Raw genomic sequence first — 18897 nt, forward strand, 5'->3', positions numbered from 1 at the left:
ATTATTCATTGCATTGGTGATTTAGATGCCTTTTAAAGTTTCAAACTTAAACTACCTCCGGAGGTAACCTCAAATTCTTTATCAACGGTGGTGTGAATTGTACGCGCATTCTTTGAACGATAGACCAGACGATATTTGCCCGGCTGAAGTGTTAATGTTTCCTGCCGGTCTTTCAACCGAAGGTCATAAATCTTTTTCATGCGATTGTCTTCCATGATGAAGATACCTCCATAAGCTTCAAAGACTTTGTTGATCGTTAAGATACCCGGAGCCGGAATCAACACCTCCGTAGTTTTACTCTGATCAATCTTAACGTTCTTCACGGTCATCCTCGGCAGAGTCATTACCTCCAGTTCGTAGGTCCCAGTGATATACTTCTCTTTAGAATTGATTCGCTGCACATTCAAGGTTTTCTGTTCGCCGGGATAGTGGACGAGACATTTTATCCGGTCCAAAGCAGCAGTCTTTGAAATATTACCTTGCAAAATACAGTTCAGATAGCCCTGGGGCGCAGAAATATTGATAACCAAATGCTGATTCTTTTTTAGTTCAATATTATCTACCACAATGGGGGGGATAGTATGAATCTGTAATTTGTATTTAAACATGGGCGATAAAACCATCGTATCGGGTAAGCCGCGCGCATTCATGGAATGATAGAAGTTGAATTTCGCAATACCGGATTCAATATCATAGAATGTCATATTCGCTCCGGTCTCCATGGGCTTGCCGTTCTTATCGTTCAGGTTTACCTGTACGGTGGTCTTGGCAATGGCTTCAGAAACAACAGTGGATAGGGTAGTTGTAAATTCTTCAGCACTATTGGTGTTGAACAACTTACCCATACACCTCATACTACTTACCATGTTTGATTGCAATGACATGCCGATGATAAAAGGGCGAAGGATAACGTTGTGCTTCTCAAGAATCATGGTTACCGAGCAGGCATCGCGGTCACAGGCATCTTCACCATCCGTGATGATAATGAGAATATTTTTGGCTGAATAATTGCCGAAATCAAGCGCACTTTTCTCAATGGAATAAACCAGAGGAGTAATTCCTTTGGGCCTGATTTCTTCCACTTTCTTTCTTATCTTTTTTGCTGTATTCGAATCAATCGCAACTTCGAGGCGCGAATCGCGACAGTTCTTCTCGGGTTCGGGACTGAGGTGGCCGAACACCCGCAGACCCATTTCTACATTTGGAATCTTAGAAACGCTGTCCACAATTTCTGTAAGTGCTTTGGTGGCAATCTGCCATTTGGTTCCCCCCTTCCATTCATTTTTCATACTGACCGAAGCGTCAAGCAGAAAAAGAATCCGGGTCCGGTCCTGTGCCTGGAGCGAATCGGACATCATAACCCACGCGGTCAGGAGAACCACGCAGACAATCTGGTATGATTTTATCCCACTCATAGATTCAGTACAACTGTTCTTCCATCTTCAATTACAAAACGCTGATTTTTAGTGGACTCGCTGTCGCGGTTATTCACGGCCTTATATACAATCAGATATTCTCCCGGCTGATACTTCCGTGTGGCAGTTTTATTACTGGCATCAAACTGGTCAATCATTTCCGACATGCCGTTCACCTCTTGATAAACACTGGCTATAATACTTTCTAGAGAGGTGAGATATAATGTACCGTAATTCGATACACTGGATTTGTTTTCAGTAAAGGCAGTCAGGATAATATTCTGAAATGTTTCGGGGTTGGTGAGTATCTCCAATTCATAATTTCCCCGTAGGTATTTACTCTGCCCATTCAAATCCTGTACGTTTAGAATTTCTTTCGGGTTACTCTTTGATCGGACTATTACTTGTGCGTCGTTATTGGCAATAGAAGCGCCGATGCAGTCCACGGTCAAATCTCCGGCGGGTGCATCGAGTGCAATAATATTATGCTTGCCAGGAGTCAGTTCTATACCTTCTTTGCGCACCGGAGGGAACGTATGCAGTTCAATATCATAAACGCCAACCGGATCGAGAAATAAGGTATCAGGATTTCCTTTTTCGTTCAGCGTATGTACAAAATTGTATTCCACTTTGCCGGAGTAATGGTCATATAGCGTGAACGGTATATTCGTTACCGTGGGTTCACCGCTCAGATCTAAAAGATTGACTTGCACGGTGGTGGTATTCAGTGTTTGACGGATAATAACACCCACGGTATTATAAAAAGAGGCCTCATCCTTCGTATCAAAAAAAGTACCTACACAATTAAATTTTTGATAGACCGATGGTTCAACTCCTAATCCTACAATGAATGGTTTGAGTGTGATTTTTTTTTCTACTAAATCTTTGGAAGCAATACAAGGGTCGCCCTCACAATTCTCTTCGCCGTCGGTAATCAGAATCAAGGAGTTCAAACTCTTTTCATCATCGGGAAAATCTTTAGCACCCATCTGGATAGAGTAGGCAATGGGTGACATGCCTTGTGGAGTGATATTTTTCAAAGCCTCCTGAATTTTTGCAGCATTGTTCTTCCCAAATCGGACTAGCAGTTTGCTATCCTTACAGTTTTTTTGCTCCCGAGAACTCTGATAACCAAAAACCCGCACCGCAAATTCAACATTCGGGTTCTGCCTTTCTACCGAATCAATAATTTTCACCAGCAAATCCTTGGCTGATTGAAACTTGGTTTTCTCTCCCCAAGCTTGTTTCATACTACCCGAACCATCCAGAACAAAGAGCACCCGGTTGATGTTTGGTTTGAAAACCTGAGTTTGTTGGGCTTGTTGACAGTTGACGGTTGACAGTTGACAGAAGATTAGCACAAAAACCCAAATGAGTTTTGAGTTGAAAGTTTGAACCTCAAAGTTTATCGTAGAACTCATCTCTCAGTTTCAATGCAATTTGTCCACTAATATTTTTATTGGCTGACAACAATTAGCAAATCTTAATAATCTCCTAGTGTTTCCTCTAATTGTCCCAACGCCTTTGCAAGTTGCTCATTATTGGGCGCCACACCGTGCCATTTGTGATCGCCGATCATAAAGTCAACGCCATAGCCCATTTCTGTGTGCATCAAAATAAATACGGGTTTGCCTTTACCGGTTCGGAGCTGTGCTTCTTTCAAAGTGGCAACCACTGCTTCGATGTTATTTCCTTCTTTCAATTCAACGACATCCCATCCGAAGGTTTCGATTTTGGCTTTGAGATCCCGGTGGCTCAATACATCATCCACATCGCCGTCTATCTGCTTGTTGTTATAATCAATAGTGGCAATCAGGTTATCTACTTTGTTGTGCGGTGCAAACATCAGCGCTTCCCAAATTTGGCCTTCCTGAAATTCTCCATCTCCGTGTAGTGTATAAACCAGCGAATGGTCACCATTCATCTTTTTGCTTAGTGCCGCGCCAATAGCTACGCTCAATCCCTGCCCTAAAGAACCGGATGCGATGCGAACGCCCGGCAGGTGTTCATGGGTGGTAGGATGTCCCTGTAAACGGGTATTGAGTTTGCGGAATGTTGCCAATTCACTTTTATCAAAGTAGCCGGAATGGGCCAAGACACTGTACCATACCGGGCAGATATGACCGTTGGATAGAAAGAAAAGGTCTTCGCCAATGCCATCCATCGCAAATTCCTTGTTTTGTTTCATCCGGCCAAAATAAAGCGCTACCATAAATTCGGTGCAGCCAAGCGAACCGCCCGGATGGCCGGAGGCCGCGCCATTGGTCATGCGAACAATATCCCTGCGAACCTGCGAACAGATTTTCTTCAATTCCTCTGTAGATGCCATGCTGTAATTTTGGGGCTAAAATAGGTATCCGTCATTCTTGGTGTTAAAAAAGTTTCCAACGCAGTGAATCTCTTTGTCAATCAGTATTTGGAAGCAAAGTAAAAAGCACACAAAGAATTTAATTGATGACGAAATTCATTGGTTCTCTGCGAAGGTCTTGGTGGCCAATAGCTTCGTTCGGGTCGTTGAGTTGCTTCGTTCCTATAGTCACGATACGGTTGCTGTAAGTAAAAGAGAAGGAAGTGTGTCGGCTGTTCCGGTCATTCACAGTTTTCTGACAATCAAAGGCATTTCAACTAAAATTGACCATACGCTAGAGTTGCTGAATATAAGACGGTGTTGGATTTTCTATTCAGCATTCAGAATTGAACCACGGGCTGCTTGTTTATTGCCTAAAATTTGATTTTTCATCAAAAAATCCGTAATTATTCAATAAAATCAGTTTTCTATTGATAAAATCAATTTTCTAATGGAAATCTGAGATTTCTAATGGATTTCTCAGATTTCCATTAGAATGGCTAATTTATGACTCAATTGACCATTTTTTTGTTAAAAGTCTATTTATTTATCCATATAGAGCATTATTAGTATTTTGTTATAAAACGTTGAAAATGAAAAGGGCATTTCATTTTCGGGTCCAATGATTTTTATTTAACGGTCCTAAATCAAAAATTATGACAATCATCAGAGCTTATATTAAAAAAGACTTTCGTAGTATTGAGCGTATAGAGAAAGACGAAAAGTAGAAATTGATATAAAAAAAACACTGAAAGAATTTAAAATGGGACTCCATGAAATATATGATACGCTGACAGAGGTATTTAAAATGCCCCTATCATACATTTCCAACTCCACGAAACGAATATATTTCCTGTACTTAGTATCTTCTGGTATAATAGCCTATTACGTCTATTATAAATCGAAGCAGAAAGGTTCGTTTATCAAGTATTTGTTCCCTCTACACATTTGGTTCAGTAAATCGGCATCCGTTGACCTTTTGATGATGTATCTAAACAGTATCATCAAGATATTAGTTATTGGTCCTTATCTTATTTTGGGATCATACATCGCCTTCTTTACAAACGATTATTTACTCGGCTACTTTGGACACGCCTCTTTTAGCCTTGGTAAAGTGCAGACCTTGATCTTTTACACTATCACCCTTACCGTACTAGAAGATTTCACAACCTATATCATTCATCTTCTGATGCATAAAGTTCCCTTTCTATGGGAATTTCATAAAGTACACCATTCTGCCACCAAGTTAATTCCGTTGACTCAATATAGAATTCATCCAATTGAATTAATCATTAACAATGCTAATAGTATCCTGATATTCGGAGTCTCAATGGGAGTATTTGATTACCTATCCAATCATCAAGTGAGCAAAATAATGTTCTTGGGCGTTAATGTTTTTGGGTTCTTATTTATGTTCTTCGGAGCAAATCTTAGACATTCATCGGTCAAATTGAAGTATCCAAACTTCCTGGAAAAATTATTGATAAGTCCTTTTCAACACCAAATTCATCATAGCAATAATCCAAGTCATTATAGCAAAAACCTGGGTTCAAAATTTGCCGTTTGGGACCGGATATTCGGCACCCTTATCTTATCAAAATCAGTCAAGAACATTAAGTTTGGGTTGGGCGAAGACGATTTTAATTACAATACATTCTGGAAAAATATATTTAACCCGTTTGGCAGAATATTTGGGTTAGTTAAATCCTATCTGATCAAGTAATTTAAGCCTTATACCAAACAGACATTGCTGTTTTGGCAAATCGAAAACTCCATAACGGTGCCAACTTAGTCTCTACAATTCATATATGCTCGAGATGTCTTCTCCCTAAAAAAAATCCCGTCGCGCTTTAGCGGACGGGATTCAATATTTTGTTGGATGAGAATGTTTATCCTTCGATGATTACATAAGAACCAATAGCTCCGGGAACAGAACCAGAAATCAAAACGATATTATCTTCCGCCAGCACTTTTACCACTTTCAGATTGAGGGTTTCTATACGGTTACCGCCCATTCTTCCCGCCATACGCATTCCTTTGAATACGTGTGATGGATCGGACGAAGCACCGAGAGAACCCGGAGCGCGCAAACGATCATGTTGACCGTGTGTAGCCATCCCTACCCCAGAAAATCCGTGACGTTTAACAACGCCCTGAAAACCCTTTCCTTTAGAAGTACCAATGACATTTACCAAGTCACCTTCTTCAAATACCGTCACGTTGATTACCTCACCAATGGGTTTTCCAAAATCATAATCACGGAATTCATGAACCTTTCTTTTGGGCGTAGTACCTGCCTTTTTAAAATGGCCTTGAAGTGCCTTTGGAGTATTTTTTTCTTTTCTTTCGTCAAAAGCCACCTGCGTGGCATAATAACCGTCAATATCCTCAGTTTTGATTTGTGTAATCACACAAGGACCAGCTTCAATAACCGAAACTGCCGTTAATTTACCACCGTCATATACGCTGGTCATTCCTACTTTCTTTCCAATAATTCCTTTCATGATATTTGGTTTTAGCGGAACCGTTTGATGCTATCTATAGGCTCATAAATGAATAAATTTCTATTACGTCTTCTTCGGGGATCCAAGAGTGTTATGCCTTGATTTCAACTTCAACACCACTCGGAAGTTCGAGCTTCATCAATGCATCTACCGTCTTGGATGTAGATGAATAAATGTCCAGCAACCTTTTATAAGTACACAACTGGAACTGCTCTTTCGAGTTCGCATTTACGTGTGGCGAACGCAAAACAGTAAATACCTTCCGGTGTGTAGGAAGAGGCACGGGGCCACTAACAATAGCTCCGGTGTTTTTCACCGTCTTTACAATCTTCTCGGCACTTTTGTCAACGAGATTGTGATCGTAACTCTTCAATTTGATTCTGATTCTCTGGCTCATAAAAGAACGTTTTGCCCCCAAACCCCCAAGGGGGCTTAAGGATGTTTAGAATTGGTTTATACTACTTCTATTGTTTAAAAAAATCATTTTTCTTTTTTTACTTTATCTACCTTTAGTCCCCTTCGGGGATTTAGGGGCTTTATTCGCCTACTGCGCTGCTTCTGGTTTTTCCTGAATTCTTGGCAATCACCGTTGATGCTACGTTTTCAGGAGCCGGTTGGAAACTATGGAACTCCATAGTAGAAGTTGCGCGGCCCGAAGTCAACGTTCTTAACTGTGTAACGTATCCGAACATTTCGCTCAAAGGAACTTTTGCTCTTACTACCTGTGCATTTACCTTTGCTTCCATCCCTTCTAGTAAACCTCTTCTTCTATTCAAATCACCTACTACATCACCGGTGTTTTCATCGGGAGTAATAACTTCTACTTTCATAATTGGCTCGAGCAATACCGGTTTGCAGTTTCTTGCCGCTGTTCTGAAAGCTAATTTCGCGCATAACTCAAATGATAATGCATCGGAGTCAACGGCATGGAATGAACCATCAAACAAACGAACCTTCAAACTATCTAACTCATACCCTGCCAATACACCTGTCTTCATTGCTTCCTTAAAACCTTTTTCTACAGGAGCAATAAACTCACGGGGAATGGAGCCTCCAAATACATCATTCACAAACTGCAATCCAACAGTTCCTTCATCGGCAGGTCCTATTTCAATCTTAATATCGGCAAACTTACCACGACCACCCGTTTGCTTTTTGTATTGTTCGCGGTGCTCAATCGTCTTAGTCAAACGCTCTTTATAGGTAACCTGAGGCGCTCCTTGGTTACATTCTACGTTAAACTCTCTGCGCAAGCGGTCAACAAGAATTTCTAAGTGCAACTCATCCATTCCTGCAATAATGGTTTGCCCGGTTTGATCATCAAAAGTCACTTTGAATGTAGGGTTTTCCTCAGCCAATTTGCCGAGAGACATACCCAACTTATCCAAATCTTTCTGTGCCTTGGGCTCAATAGCCAATGAGATAACCGGTTCAGGAAATTTCATGCTTTCAAGAACCACAGGATTCTTTTCTGCACATAGGGTATCACCGGTACGGATATCTTTAAAACCAACGGCCGCAGCAATATCCCCTGCTTCTACTCTCTCTACTGCATTTTGTTTATTAGCATGCATTTGGAACAAACGGGAGATACGTTCTTTCTTTCCGGTGCGGGTATTCAAAATGTATGAACCTGCGTCTAAAGAACCCTGATAAACTCTGAAGTATGCCAAACGGCCTACATAAGGATCCGTCGCAATTTTAAACGCTAATGCACAAAAAGGAGCATCTGTGTCTGGGTGAATCTCCAGTTCTTCTTCGGTGTCTGGATTTGTTCCCTTAATAGTTGGCTTATCCTGTGGTGAAGGAAGAATGGCACAAACTGCATCCAATACCGCCTGCACTCCTTTGTTTTTAAATGCGGAACCGCAATACATCGGAACTACTTTCTGGGCAATCACCGCCTTCCGTACGGCAGCAGTAATCTCTTCAACAGAAATAGAATTGGGATCGGTAAAATATTTTTCCATCAAGTGGTCGTCAAACTCTGCCACCTGCTCCAACATCTTCTCGCGATATAGCTTTACTTCTTCTACTAAATCAGCAGGAACTTCCACTTCTTTCGAAGTCATCCCTTTATCATCTTCACTAAAGATGATTGCTTTATTGGTTATCAAGTCAACCACCCCCTTAAACTTCTCTTCGTTACCAATAGGAATTTGCATTACCATTGGAGTAGAACCCAACATAGTTTGCACTTGCTTAACTACGTTAAAGAAATCTGCACCTGAACGGTCCATTTTGTTTACAAAACCTAAACGGGCTACATTGTAGTTATCAGCCAAACGCCAGTTAGTTTCAGATTGAGGCTCAACACCGTCAACGGCTGAAAACAAAAACACCAGACCATCCAATACGCGCAATGAACGGTTTACCTCTACGGTAAAGTCAACGTGTCCGGGAGTATCAATAATATTAATGTCGTATTTCTTGTCTTTCCAAGTCCAATGGCAACGAGTAGCCGCAGAGGTAATGGTAATACCACGCTCCTGCTCTTGCTCCATCCAGTCCATGGTAGCTCCACCTTCATGCACCTCACCGAGCTTGTAGTTCACACCGGTGTAATACAAAATACGCTCGGTAGTAGTTGTTTTACCGGCGTCAATGTGAGCTGCGATTCCAATATTCCTTGTGTAGCTAAGGTCTTTACCCATTTTTTATCACCCCTCGTTTTTGTTGCTCTAATTCTTTAGAGGAGGGGAATTTATTTTATCGTTACTTAATGAATGACTGTTCGGATTAGAATTTGAAATGCGCGAAAGCCTTGTTGGCTTCAGCCATTTTGTGCGTGTCTTCTTTCTTTTTGAAAGCACCGCCTTCACCTTTTGAGGCAGCTACAATTTCGCTGGCCAATTTATCGGCCATAGACCTGCCGTTCCGGTCACGGCTATACTGAATAATCCATTTCATGGCTACTCCCGCCTTTCTGTCACCACGAACTTCCGTAGGAATCTGAAAGTTAGCTCCACCAATACGGCGAGTCTTCACCTCTACAGAGGGTCCAACATTTTGGAGTGCTTTTTTCCAAACATCCAAAGAATTTTCTTTGGTTCTTTCTTCAATCAGGTCCAAGGCATCATAGAAAATGCCATAAGCCACTGCCTTTTTGCCTTCATACATAATGCGGTTAACAAACTGGGTAACCATCACATCACCAAACTTAGGGTCTGGTTGAACATATCTTTTCGGTGCTCTTTTTTTTCTCATTTCTTCTTACTGAAAAATTATTTGTAATGAACTATTTCTTTTTGGCAGGAACTGCGGCAGCACCGGCTTTGGGTCTCTTGGTTCCGTATTTAGAACGGCTTTGCTTTCTATTTTCTACACCAGCCGTGTCCAATGAACCACGGACGATGTGGTAACGAACACCCGGAAGGTCTTTTACCCGTCCTCCGCGAATCAGCACGATGGAGTGCTCTTGAAGGTTATGCCCTTCACCAGGAATATAAGCAATCACCTCTATCGCATTCGTCAAGCGAACCTTAGCCACCTTGCGAAGTGCAGAGTTAGACTTCTTTGGAGTAGTCGTGTAAACACGGGTACATACCCCTCTTTTCTGTGGACATGAATCCAATGCACGACTCTTCGATTTAGCCCGTATAATCGAGCGCGATTTTCTTACTAATTGCTGTATTGTAGGCATCCGCTTAAAAAATTTTGGACGGCAAAAGTAGATTTATTCTCTGAATTACAAAACAATGACTCAGAATAAATAGCTTGTATTTCTATCAAATGAAAGAATAATAATCTACCTGTACAATTTTGACCCATCTCCGATCTTGTCAGAAGGCCATTTTTCCATTCTCAGGGTCGGGAGATGATTCCATTGTATTGCTTCGATGCAAACATCCCGCGTTTTGCACAAAACACGAACTGTTTTGGTGCAAACGCGGGATGTTTTGGTTTGAACTCGAAGCGTTTTGATGCGAATAGATGGAGTTTTGTTCCGAACATCATCTATTCGCACCAAAATAGATGCCGCTTTGGTGCGAACAGAAACCATCTTCATACAAATACAAATTGAACACATCAAAACGCCAACCGTTTGTGTCAAAACGATATAAAAGTGATTCTTTAATGTGCTATTTAGCCGCGACAGGTTGGAAAATCGTGTATTGATTAGTACATTTAGTCTTTCAAAAGACTCTTTATATACAGGCTATATTCATTGCTCGCATCGTCCATTCTTTCCGGCCACACTGTACCAACGCAGGGATGTTCGCTGTCTGTGAAAGCCACAGACTTAAACCGCACGTGAGGAAGCAATCTATCAAAGTCACAGACCAAGTACGTACGTGCAGATGACTCCAGCAACAATAAAATAAGAGAGGCGTTAAATTTTTTTGGTGAAAAATTTTGTGGGAGAATGAACAAAGCATGGAATACCAATAGTATCACCCGGTAGCCGTAATCTGGGAAGCCATTCAGCCACCTGATTTTAACATTCATTGCTCGAATAATTTGTATGTTTTGATAGCTTTGTGGTTATGAAAAATATCTACTTACTCTTAATGGGATTGTTTGCGGCCCTGACAAATGCAAATGCAAATCAGGGATTTTATTGTAACCATTTTTCAGGCTCTGCCGCCAATCGCGATGCTCAGATTGTAGCCTCACCCGACCATGTGGCGCGCATGGCCAAGTATGATGTAGGCTTCTATTTTCTTGATCTGAATATGCAGCGTACAGCTCCCTACACTATTTCTGGTAACGTGTTGATGCGCACCAAATCACTCGTGAGTAGTTTGGATACTTTCGGTGTGGAACTTTCTGCTTTGTTCACTATTGATTCGGTTCAAGCAGCCCTAAACGGCGGCTCTTTTCAATCGGCCAATTTTGCCCGTATCGCTAGCACAACGGCCATCAATGTCGTACTTCCCTTTACAGCTGCCTTAAATCAAATGGTGGAAGTAAGGGTTTATTACCACGGCAATCCTCAAACATCTACTCTCGGTCCTTCGGGTGGAGCGGTATTTACTCCAACCACTCAATACCCCAATATATTTAATGCATCTCCACCTTATAATGCCTCCACTTGGTTTCCCTGCAAACAAAGCCTGACGGACAAAGCAGACTCCTCTTGGTTTTTTATCACCACTGATACTGCCAATGTGGCGGTCGCTAACGGATTGTTGCAAAACACGGTTCCGGTAGGCTCGAACAAGAATCGTTGGGAATACAAATCCAAATACCCGATTGATTTTTTTCTTATTGCTTTTGTAGTGGGTACTAAATCCGGAATGGCTAAAACCACAGAGTATTTTCACCCAACCGGAAGAACCGATTCTATGGCTGTGAACGGATTCGGAGCAGCAATCAACACCAATACGGCTGTGGATATATTGAGCAAGTTCAGCAGTCTATTAGGCCTGTATCCTTTTTATGATGAAACATTAGGCCTGGCCAGTGTTTACCTAGGCGGCGGAATGGAAAACCAAACCATTATCGCCATGGGAAATATCGGCACAGTGATGGAACATGAGATTATGCACCAGTGGTTTGGTGCTCACGTTACCTGTGCTTCCTACAGAGACCTATGGCTGAACGAGGGCTTTGCCCGTTGGGGCGAGTCGCTTTATAGCGAACTGAGTTCAGCAAATCCGGACTCTGGCAGAATCAAACTTTGTACAGAATATGAAGTAGGCAATCCGCTTTATGGTGCCAACATTGGTACGGTCAATGTCACCAACGCCAATACTTCTATCTTTCACTACGTCAGTGATACGAATAGTGTTAACAGTCTGTATGGTGGCACAGGACGGACCGCTTATTATGAAAAACCGGCGATGATGATTAACTCACTGCGCTTTGAAATAAATAATGATTCAATATTTTTTCTGGGCTTGCGCAATTACTTGTCGCAATATGCGGGAGGCAACGCGCGGGGCAGTGATTTTATAGACGTGATGGAAACTACTACCGGAATGGATTTAACCGACTTCTTTGCGGGTTGGTATTATGGATATGGTTTCCCAACCTTTAATATCAAATGGAATCAGAAGAACGGACAGTTGATGATGGAAGTTACCGAGACGACTTCTTCTACCAACACGCCATTAATCAAAACATCGCTTGAGGTTAAAGTGCTGCGTGCAAATGCCGATACCACTTTAAGGTTCTACATTGGTCAGAATGTTTCTTCCTTTAATATTTCAAGCAGTGATTCTGTTACGGGTTTTGTAGTGGACCCCAACCAGTGGATTGCCAACAAGGCAGGGACTACTACTATGGATACTAGTCTGATAATTTCAGGAATAGAAATATTAAAAGACGGCAGTGCTTCTTTCCACATTTATCCAAATCCAACGAATGGGACGCTTTACATTTCTTCCTCCTTGCCTTCGGGCGAGCCGATGGATGCGGAATTATATAATGCCTTCGGACAGTTGGTACACCGCGAACGGATTTCGAGCAACCGGCAGATGAACTTACCTACATTGCCGCAAGGAATATATCTCCTTCAGATTAATCGGTCGCAACCCATAAAGGTGATGATAATCGAGTGATAGAATGCTATCATATAGATTAACAAAAAAGACCGATATCGAGAGATAGTCGGTCTTTTTTGTTTCGTGATTTTCGAGTTTAAATCTCTATATAATCAGGGATAATTTGATTAGGAGAAGTATTCTTCTAAGCGCTGGATAATATGTTCAGGTTCGGCCATTCGCCCATCACCAACAAGGCCACTAGCCAATTCACCGTGCTCCACTGGAATGAGGATATTTCCGTAACTGTGAAGTAAATCAATATTCCTTTTCACTGCTTTATGCTTCCACATATCAAGATCCATAGCCGGAGCAAAGAACACAGGACATTTCGCCGAAAGATAGGTGGCCAGCAACATATTATCACAAATGCCGGCAGCCATTTTGGCAATAGAGTTTGCCGAAGCAGGAGCCACCAATATGGCATCGGCCCACATCCCCAATTCCACATGATTATTCCAGCTTTGGCTGTCGTCGCTCACACCGGTATAAACTTTCTTTTTGCTCAACACAGAAAACGTAAGTGGAGCTATAAAGTCAGAAGCCGAAGCAGTCATAATGACTTGCACTTCGGCTTCTGATTTGACAAGCAGGCGAGTAAGCGCTGCAGATTTATAAGCTGCTATAGAGCCACATACCCCCAGGAACAATTTTTTTGCCTTTGAGGTAGCTCATCATGTCGTCGTTTAGTTAGATTCGGCAACTACCTCGGCTTCGTCAACTTCGTCTATCGAACGAACCACTAATTCATGGGCTAAATATTCTTTAGTAGCCAGAATGGTAGCATGAGGAAGCTTTTCATAAAACTTGGAAATCTCAATTTGCTCGCGGTTCTCGTGAATCTCTTCTAAGTTGTCCGTATGCGAAGCAAAATCTTCGAGTTTGGCATGTAACTCTTGCTTGATTTCAGAAGCAATTTGATTGGCTCTGTTAGAAATCACATAGATGGATTCATACACGTTGCCCGTTTCTTTTGCCATAGCTTCCAGATTCTGAGTTTCAATCAGGGGACTGGTTTGGCTCATCTTGATTTTCTTCGATTTATCCATTGTTTTTCAGTTTTTTCAGTTGTTCGCTTGACTCATTATATATCCTTTCTGCCTCCTTGATGAAACGGCTTTTGGGAAATTGGTCGACAAAGGTATAATAAGTTTTCAAAGTTTGTTCTAATGCAGGCACTTTCAGAGTACTTTTTCGGGCTTCGCTTAACTCAAAATTGGATTTGAGAACCAAAAAGTAGCCTTTTTCCACCCATTCAGCTATTTTTTCAGCGGTTTTGCTGTCAGCCGCTATATAAGATTTGTGGCGCTCTGCCTCTCGAAAAAAGGACGCGAAATGTTTTTCGCGGTCGGCAAGAGGGGAAATTTCGGCCCATTGAAAGGCACTCTGCACAGCCAGATAATGAGCCTGTTCCTCATATTTTTTTGCCTCCTGCAAAAATTTACTGCTACCAAATTTATATTGAAAGTCGTAATAGTTCTTTATCAGTATATTAAACCGTTCTGCTTTTTTCTCCGGAGTTGAGTTTTGCGCATAACGAAAACCAGATTTGACAATCATAAATGAAACTTTCTCGCTTTCTTGTATATCGGGAAAGTCTTTTAGAATGTTGGTATAACAAGTAGCTGCGGCTTTATAATTGCTGGTCTTAAAATATAGTTCCGCTCCCTGAAGTGCCTTCTTCTCCAGTTTGCGTCGAAGTTCTGCCATTGCAGTATTTGATTCCTCAATAAAATGGCTACCCGGATATGAATTAAGAAACAATTGATAGGCCTCTATTGCCTTAAATGTGTAAGTCTGATCCAAATCAGGTTTCGAGGTCAAGTTCTGCAAGCTTTTAGCTTGCATAAAAAGTGCTTCCTCTGCCTTGTCGCTACTGGAGTATAAGTCGTAATAGTTTTTGAAGTGATAAGCAGAAATCATGTAATCACCCTGCTTGAAATTGGCATTGGCATACATATAGTATAGGTCTTCTGTAGATTGTCTCCCTTTAAGCAAGCCTATCAATTCCTCCATAACCGGGATACACTTTACATACTCCTTCTTATTATACCAGAATATTGCCTTGGCTTTTTTATACTCCAAATCATTGGACTTGAGTACCTTTTCCGGTGTTTCGCAAGCCAAAAGGAAAGCGAAGCAGAAAGCGATAAGTGCAAAAAAGGTAGTACGAAAATTAAATGTGTCGGAGGTGTATTTATTCATAAGAGGCGGGCAAAGATATTCTTTTTGATAGGGCATAAAAGGAGCGCCTTTGGACTGGTTTCTTCTACTATTCTGACTCTCCGCCTATATGTGCAGGGCTTAGCGCAATGCTAGTCTCATTACAATTATCTACTGCGTTTTTTAGTGGGAACTTTCGGAAGACCAATGGTCCGCAACATTTCGTTTGCTTTTTCAACTTTGTCAGGGAACAAAACAACATTGCTGTATTTGTTTAATGCCTTGTCAATCCGCACCACCGGAACTTTCTTTTTGTTTAATTCTTTTATCGTTGTCATAATGCAAAGTTATTGATTTCTCTAAAGGTCCAACTTGTGCCAATCCTTTTTTATCTGGATGGTCCTCCAAGATGTTTGCACACTCTAAAATGAAAAAATGCAAGTAGCCGGAGGCTGCATGCTTGCGGGGTGCAGGCATAGCCTACACCCAGAAGGAGTAGATACAGCCGAGCACTATATTTACTCAAGCGCAAAAGATCATAGTAGTGAAAAAGGCTTGCTACCCGTGATAATATTGGAAGATGTATATGAGCCAAAAAGGTATTGAAAAGTCGGAGACTTTAGCTTATTACAACTTCCAAGTGCGCTACGCTAACACTTGGAAGAACGATGGAGGAAATCCAGATAATGCGCCCCATTTGTTTAACTCATCATAGGTTTTGAACACTTATGGGGCGAGCCTACACCGGGGGTGATATGGATTTTTTTAAATTTATCCTGATTTAAACTTAGATCCCATGGATATAAAAATGCTAAGAGTTGTTGCGGGTACGTTCATGGACAGTTTTGGTATCCGGCAATATTTAAAACCATTAATTTTAATTCTCACCATCATCCTAATCTTTTGGCTGTTGTATTATCGCTTTGACCGGGAACCCTCCATTTGGATTGCCATCGGCGGAACTTTGGTAATCATAGCTGTTCCTCTTGTGTTTGTAATATGGTTGCTTTTATCAAAAAGTCAGAAGATGAGCAATTCGATACCACAACTGATGCATAGCCCCCCGCTTGAAGGGATTTTACATGCACCGGGATTTAAACATAATGCGGAGGGGATATTTGGATTCATTAATGGATATGGATTGAAATTAATTCCTTCTATAGATATTGAAGGAGAAGTCTTTTTGTTTGTCACTACCATCTCACCACCCAAAAGTGATTTTACAAGCGTGTTTATGGTGGATGAAGAGGTTTTTGATGTAAAAGACCATGGAGAGTATTTAGCTATCAGTTCTTTCATGCACAACTACAATAAAAAATATAATTCCGAACAATTGCTGGTGCTACTTCAATCCGTAACGGTAAAATTTAGAGAACTGGGATTGGAGCCGTGGAAATTAGATGGATAGAAATAACTGGAAACGGTAATACCGCATCTGGGCGTAGGCTTAGCCTAAGCCCCGTAAGTATACAGCAATTAGCTGAAAAAAGTAGCCAAAGGCTACCAACTTAAGCGACGTAGGCATAGCCTACGCCGAGAGGGGCTAAATCCCGCGCCAATGCAGCCCGAACACTTATATTAGCCATATACATGGAACACAAATTGATAAAGGTTGAAAACAACGACTCGGATATAACCTATATAATAACCCTTAGCTCCACCGAAGCGCGCGAACAACAGATGATCGACAATTACCTGTTGCTTGAGGCCAATACCCGCGAAACCAAGTTCATAGAAGATTATTGTATGCGCGAATTCAATAAAAAGCAATTTTACCTGATAGATATAGCCCCCGAAATGGATTGTAGTACTATACGGCTGGAATTTAAAAAGAGTGCCTAAAGCGTTTTATTCGTTTCCTGCTGTCGCGCGCGTCTCGCGAGTGTCGGCTTGAATTGCCTCCGGCATTTTAAAGCGCAAGATGCGCCTTGATTCTCACACTCGCACTGGCGCGAGCGTCCGCTCGTGCCAAATCAAAACGGCTATATTTAGTTTATGAGCAGCAAATACAAGTTTGTAAATGATGGGCACCTTTATTTCGTGAGTTTTGCGGTAGTCTATTGGATAGATTTGTTCTCGAGAACCGATTATTGCAAAACCATAATGGAAAGTCTCACTTTTTGCGAAAATAATAAAGGGCTTGAGCTGTATGCTTACTGTATCATGCCAAGCCATATTCATTTGATCATCGGCTCAAGCAAGGAACCTCTGGAAGGTATCATGCGTGATTTTAAAAGCTATACATCGCGAACGCTGAAGGAAGCGATTCACAACCATCCGGGCGAGAGTCGAAAAGAATGGATGCTTTGGATGATGAAACGCGCGGGTGAAAAAAGCGCCCATCACAAGGGCTTTCAATTGTGGCAGGAAGGGAATCATCCTGTTGAACTCAGTACACCTGAAATTACAGAACAGAAACTGCACTATATTCATAATAACCCGGTGGAAGCGGGTTATGTATTTAGTCCGCCCTTAAAAACCACTGAGATATAGACATATCAAGGTTTGGAGTTGAAAAAGAGAGCGTTGGATTGCAAGAAGTGAACGAACTTTGTTGAAAATCTTGCAGATTCCATATGAAGCCGAAAGCCACGAACGAATCCCAACTCAGTTTCTACAGCAGCTTCGAAGAACAACTCAATCATCAGCATCCGTTGTATGTTCTTTCGAACCGTATCAACTGGAAACAGTTTGAAGACGCATTTCTCAAACATTACAGCGACAAGATGGGTCGTCCCGGCAAACCGATTCGCCTGATGGTGGGCTTGCTCATTCTAAAACACGTTCGCAATCTCAGTGATGAAAGCGTAGTGGAGCAATGGAGCGAGAATGTTTATTATCAATATTTCTGCGGAGAAAAGAGTTTTGCCAACGGTTCGCCCTGTGAAGCATCGGAGTTGGTTCACTTCCGCCACCGCATCGGAGCAGAAGGAGTAGAGTTGATTTTAAAAGAAAGTATCCGGGTGAATGGAAAAGACGGAGCGGAAGAGGAAGTGACGATTGACACGACGGTGCAGGAAAAAAACATCACATTTCCCACCGACAGCAAACTGCATCAGAAGATAATTGCCAAATGTCAAAGCATAGCAAACAAAGAAGAAGTGGACTTGCGCCAATCGTATAGTCGCACGGTGAAGAAGCTTCGTTACCTGCTTCGCTTTCATCGCAGCAAACAACAACAAAAGAAAGCACGTAAAGCCACGAAGAAAATAAAAACTATTGCGGGACGATTAGTGCGGGACTTAGAGCGCAAACTCACCACAGAACAATTAGCGGAGTACGCATCCCTGTTTGAACTCTTCAAAAAATATTGGCACAAAAGCGAGGCGACCAACACAAGATCTACAGTTTACATGAGCCGCATGTGCAATGTATGAGCAAAGGGAAAGAACATAAGAAATATGAGTTCGGAAGCAAAGTATCCATAGCCCCGGACACGAAACAGCGGAGTGATTGTAGCAGCACTCAACATTGAAAAGAATGTGTATGACGCACACACGCTGAAACCCACTTTAGCACAATATCAAAAACTACACAACAAAGTTCCGCGAAAGGCCATAGTAGATTTAGGATACAGGGAGTGAGACAAGTCGGCGCAACCCAAATCGTTCAGCCAAGAACACCGCTGATAAAACAAAACGCTTATCAGAAACAAAAGCGAAAAGAAGATTTACAACGAAGAGCAGCCATCGAACCCACTATTGGTCATTTGAAACAAAACTATCGGTTAGGAAGAAACTTTTACAAGGGAATAGTCGGAGACCAAATAAATGTGATGTTAGCAGCGGCAGCTTATAACTTCAAACGAGTCATCAATCAGGTTTTGAAAGGTGATCTTACTTTTTTGTTCGATTTTTTGAATCGCTTATTTACCTTCCCAGTGCACCCAATATCTTTGAATTGATGGAAATGACTTTTTAAGGACTGACTATTTAAACCAGAAGATTGGCGTTTTAGTAGCGCTACAAATTATATGCAAC

General features: G+C 41.7%; 21 protein-coding genes. 7 read left to right on the forward strand and 14 right to left on the reverse strand.

Annotated elements, in window-relative coordinates; genetic code table 11:
- Positions 1-32: 32 nt before the first annotated feature.
- The 4 genes from IPP77_11740 to IPP77_11755 all read right to left on the reverse strand — a co-directional run bounded on the left by IPP77_11740 (position 33) and on the right by IPP77_11755 (position 4012).
- On the reverse strand, positions 33-1415 hold the full coding sequence (locus tag IPP77_11740) for a VWA domain-containing protein (GenBank protein MBL0310310.1): 1383 nt from the start codon (positions 1413-1415) through the stop codon (positions 33-35).
- The gene (locus tag IPP77_11745) at positions 1412-2836 is read right to left on the reverse strand and encodes a VWA domain-containing protein (protein ID MBL0310311.1); all 1425 of its coding nucleotides are present in this window, start codon (positions 2834-2836) and stop codon (positions 1412-1414) included. The genes IPP77_11740 and IPP77_11745 overlap by 4 nt, the downstream gene beginning before the upstream one ends.
- A gap of 62 nt (positions 2837-2898) precedes the next feature.
- Positions 2899-3744 carry a transketolase gene (locus IPP77_11750; protein ID MBL0310312.1) on the reverse strand — a complete coding sequence of 282 codons (846 nt, stop codon included), beginning with the start codon at positions 3742-3744 and terminating at the stop codon, positions 2899-2901.
- A gap of 118 nt (positions 3745-3862) precedes the next feature.
- The gene (locus tag IPP77_11755) at positions 3863-4012 is read right to left on the reverse strand and encodes a hypothetical protein (protein MBL0310313.1); all 150 of its coding nucleotides are present in this window, start codon (positions 4010-4012) and stop codon (positions 3863-3865) included.
- Between the two features lie 513 nt (positions 4013-4525).
- Between IPP77_11755 and IPP77_11760 the strand changes: the two genes are divergently transcribed.
- Positions 4526-5485 (forward strand): sterol desaturase family protein, encoded by a 960-nt coding sequence (locus IPP77_11760; protein ID MBL0310314.1) that lies wholly within the window; start codon positions 4526-4528, stop codon positions 5483-5485.
- 166 nt (positions 5486-5651) lie between these two features.
- Here IPP77_11760 and rplC read toward each other — a convergent pair whose 3' ends face one another.
- The 6 genes from rplC to IPP77_11790 form a co-directional block, all read right to left on the reverse strand.
- The gene (gene rplC, locus IPP77_11765) at positions 5652-6266 is read right to left on the reverse strand and encodes a 50S ribosomal protein L3 (protein MBL0310315.1); all 615 of its coding nucleotides are present in this window, start codon (positions 6264-6266) and stop codon (positions 5652-5654) included.
- Between the two features lie 91 nt (positions 6267-6357).
- Positions 6358-6663 carry a 30S ribosomal protein S10 gene (gene rpsJ, locus IPP77_11770; protein ID MBL0310316.1) on the reverse strand — a complete coding sequence of 102 codons (306 nt, stop codon included), beginning with the start codon at positions 6661-6663 and terminating at the stop codon, positions 6358-6360.
- A gap of 139 nt (positions 6664-6802) precedes the next feature.
- Positions 6803-8920 carry an elongation factor G gene (gene fusA / locus IPP77_11775; GenBank protein ID MBL0310317.1) on the reverse strand — a complete coding sequence of 706 codons (2118 nt, stop codon included), beginning with the start codon at positions 8918-8920 and terminating at the stop codon, positions 6803-6805.
- A gap of 85 nt (positions 8921-9005) precedes the next feature.
- Positions 9006-9473, reverse strand: coding sequence for a 30S ribosomal protein S7 (gene rpsG / locus IPP77_11780; protein MBL0310318.1), 468 nt, complete (start codon positions 9471-9473; stop codon positions 9006-9008).
- Between the two features lie 31 nt (positions 9474-9504).
- Positions 9505-9909, reverse strand: a complete 405-nt coding sequence (locus IPP77_11785) for a 30S ribosomal protein S12 (GenBank protein MBL0310319.1) — start codon at positions 9907-9909, stop codon at positions 9505-9507.
- A gap of 485 nt (positions 9910-10394) precedes the next feature.
- The gene (locus IPP77_11790; protein ID MBL0310320.1) at positions 10395-10715 is read right to left on the reverse strand and encodes a hypothetical protein; all 321 of its coding nucleotides are present in this window, start codon (positions 10713-10715) and stop codon (positions 10395-10397) included.
- A gap of 38 nt (positions 10716-10753) precedes the next feature.
- On the opposite strand from IPP77_11790, the gene IPP77_11795 reads away from it, so the two are divergent.
- The gene (locus tag IPP77_11795; protein ID MBL0310321.1) at positions 10754-12772 is read left to right on the forward strand and encodes a T9SS type A sorting domain-containing protein; all 2019 of its coding nucleotides are present in this window, start codon (positions 10754-10756) and stop codon (positions 12770-12772) included.
- Positions 12773-12882: 110 nt separating this feature from the next.
- Here IPP77_11795 and IPP77_11800 read toward each other — a convergent pair whose 3' ends face one another.
- From IPP77_11800 to IPP77_11815, 4 genes are all read right to left on the reverse strand, one after another.
- Positions 12883-13404 carry a phosphopantothenoylcysteine decarboxylase gene (locus tag IPP77_11800; protein ID MBL0310322.1) on the reverse strand — a complete coding sequence of 174 codons (522 nt, stop codon included), beginning with the start codon at positions 13402-13404 and terminating at the stop codon, positions 12883-12885.
- A gap of 36 nt (positions 13405-13440) precedes the next feature.
- Entirely contained in the window at positions 13441-13803 is a 363-nt protein-coding gene (locus IPP77_11805) for a DNA-directed RNA polymerase subunit omega (GenBank protein ID MBL0310323.1), read from the reverse strand.
- Positions 13796-14959: an outer membrane protein assembly factor BamD gene (gene bamD, locus IPP77_11810; protein ID MBL0310324.1), complete on the reverse strand. Its 1164-nt coding sequence runs from the start codon at positions 14957-14959 to the stop codon at positions 13796-13798. Before bamD ends, IPP77_11805 begins: the two co-directional genes overlap by 8 nt.
- Positions 14960-15084: 125 nt before the next feature.
- On the reverse strand, positions 15085-15255 hold the full coding sequence (locus tag IPP77_11815) for a hypothetical protein (protein MBL0310325.1): 171 nt from the start codon (positions 15253-15255) through the stop codon (positions 15085-15087).
- Between the two features lie 458 nt (positions 15256-15713).
- Between IPP77_11815 and IPP77_11820 the strand changes: the two genes are divergently transcribed.
- From IPP77_11820 to IPP77_11840, 5 genes are all read left to right on the forward strand, one after another.
- Positions 15714-16325 carry a hypothetical protein gene (locus IPP77_11820; GenBank protein ID MBL0310326.1) on the forward strand — a complete coding sequence of 204 codons (612 nt, stop codon included), beginning with the start codon at positions 15714-15716 and terminating at the stop codon, positions 16323-16325.
- Positions 16326-16507: 182 nt separating this feature from the next.
- The gene (locus tag IPP77_11825; GenBank protein MBL0310327.1) at positions 16508-16759 is read left to right on the forward strand and encodes a hypothetical protein; all 252 of its coding nucleotides are present in this window, start codon (positions 16508-16510) and stop codon (positions 16757-16759) included.
- Positions 16760-16912: 153 nt separating this feature from the next.
- A complete protein-coding gene (locus IPP77_11830) occupies positions 16913-17410 on the forward strand; it encodes a transposase (protein MBL0310328.1) in 498 nt (165 codons plus the stop codon).
- An 83-nt stretch (positions 17411-17493) separates the two neighbouring features.
- Positions 17494-18294 carry a transposase gene (locus IPP77_11835; protein ID MBL0310329.1) on the forward strand — a complete coding sequence of 267 codons (801 nt, stop codon included), beginning with the start codon at positions 17494-17496 and terminating at the stop codon, positions 18292-18294.
- A gap of 203 nt (positions 18295-18497) precedes the next feature.
- Entirely contained in the window at positions 18498-18821 is a 324-nt protein-coding gene (locus IPP77_11840) for a transposase (GenBank protein MBL0310330.1), read from the forward strand.
- The last annotated feature ends 76 nt before the right edge of the window (positions 18822-18897 follow it).

The organism is Bacteroidota bacterium, from assembly GCA_016722375.1.
Lineage (GTDB): Bacteria > Bacteroidota > Bacteroidia > Chitinophagales > LD1 > Bog-950.

Excerpts from the sequence above, each read along its gene's own strand:
- IPP77_11790 (MBL0310320.1), bottom strand. The coding sequence starts at position 10,715 with ATGAATGTTAAAATCAGGTGGCTGAATGGCTTCCCAGATTACGGCTAC.
- IPP77_11825 (MBL0310327.1), top strand. The coding sequence starts at position 16,508 with ATGGAACACAAATTGATAAAGGTTGAAAACAACGACTCGGATATAACC.
- rpsG (MBL0310318.1), bottom strand. The coding sequence starts at position 9,473 with ATGAGAAAAAAAAGAGCACCGAAAAGATATGTTCAACCAGACCCTAAG.
- IPP77_11795 (MBL0310321.1), top strand. The coding sequence starts at position 10,754 with ATGAAAAATATCTACTTACTCTTAATGGGATTGTTTGCGGCCCTGACA.
- IPP77_11815 (MBL0310325.1), bottom strand. The coding sequence starts at position 15,255 with ATGACAACGATAAAAGAATTAAACAAAAAGAAAGTTCCGGTGGTGCGG.
- fusA (MBL0310317.1), bottom strand. The coding sequence starts at position 8,920 with ATGGGTAAAGACCTTAGCTACACAAGGAATATTGGAATCGCAGCTCAC.
- rplC (MBL0310315.1), bottom strand. The coding sequence starts at position 6,266 with ATGAAAGGAATTATTGGAAAGAAAGTAGGAATGACCAGCGTATATGAC.
- IPP77_11745 (MBL0310311.1), bottom strand. The coding sequence starts at position 2,836 with ATGAGTTCTACGATAAACTTTGAGGTTCAAACTTTCAACTCAAAACTC.
- IPP77_11760 (MBL0310314.1), top strand. The coding sequence starts at position 4,526 with ATGGGACTCCATGAAATATATGATACGCTGACAGAGGTATTTAAAATG.
- IPP77_11785 (MBL0310319.1), bottom strand. The coding sequence starts at position 9,909 with ATGCCTACAATACAGCAATTAGTAAGAAAATCGCGCTCGATTATACGG.
- IPP77_11830 (MBL0310328.1), top strand. The coding sequence starts at position 16,913 with ATGAGCAGCAAATACAAGTTTGTAAATGATGGGCACCTTTATTTCGTG.
- IPP77_11740 (MBL0310310.1), bottom strand. The coding sequence starts at position 1,415 with ATGAGTGGGATAAAATCATACCAGATTGTCTGCGTGGTTCTCCTGACC.
- bamD (MBL0310324.1), bottom strand. The coding sequence starts at position 14,959 with ATGAATAAATACACCTCCGACACATTTAATTTTCGTACTACCTTTTTT.
- IPP77_11805 (MBL0310323.1), bottom strand. The coding sequence starts at position 13,803 with ATGGATAAATCGAAGAAAATCAAGATGAGCCAAACCAGTCCCCTGATT.
- rpsJ (MBL0310316.1), bottom strand. The coding sequence starts at position 6,663 with ATGAGCCAGAGAATCAGAATCAAATTGAAGAGTTACGATCACAATCTC.
- IPP77_11820 (MBL0310326.1), top strand. The coding sequence starts at position 15,714 with ATGGATATAAAAATGCTAAGAGTTGTTGCGGGTACGTTCATGGACAGT.
- IPP77_11750 (MBL0310312.1), bottom strand. The coding sequence starts at position 3,744 with ATGGCATCTACAGAGGAATTGAAGAAAATCTGTTCGCAGGTTCGCAGG.
- IPP77_11835 (MBL0310329.1), top strand. The coding sequence starts at position 17,494 with ATGAAGCCGAAAGCCACGAACGAATCCCAACTCAGTTTCTACAGCAGC.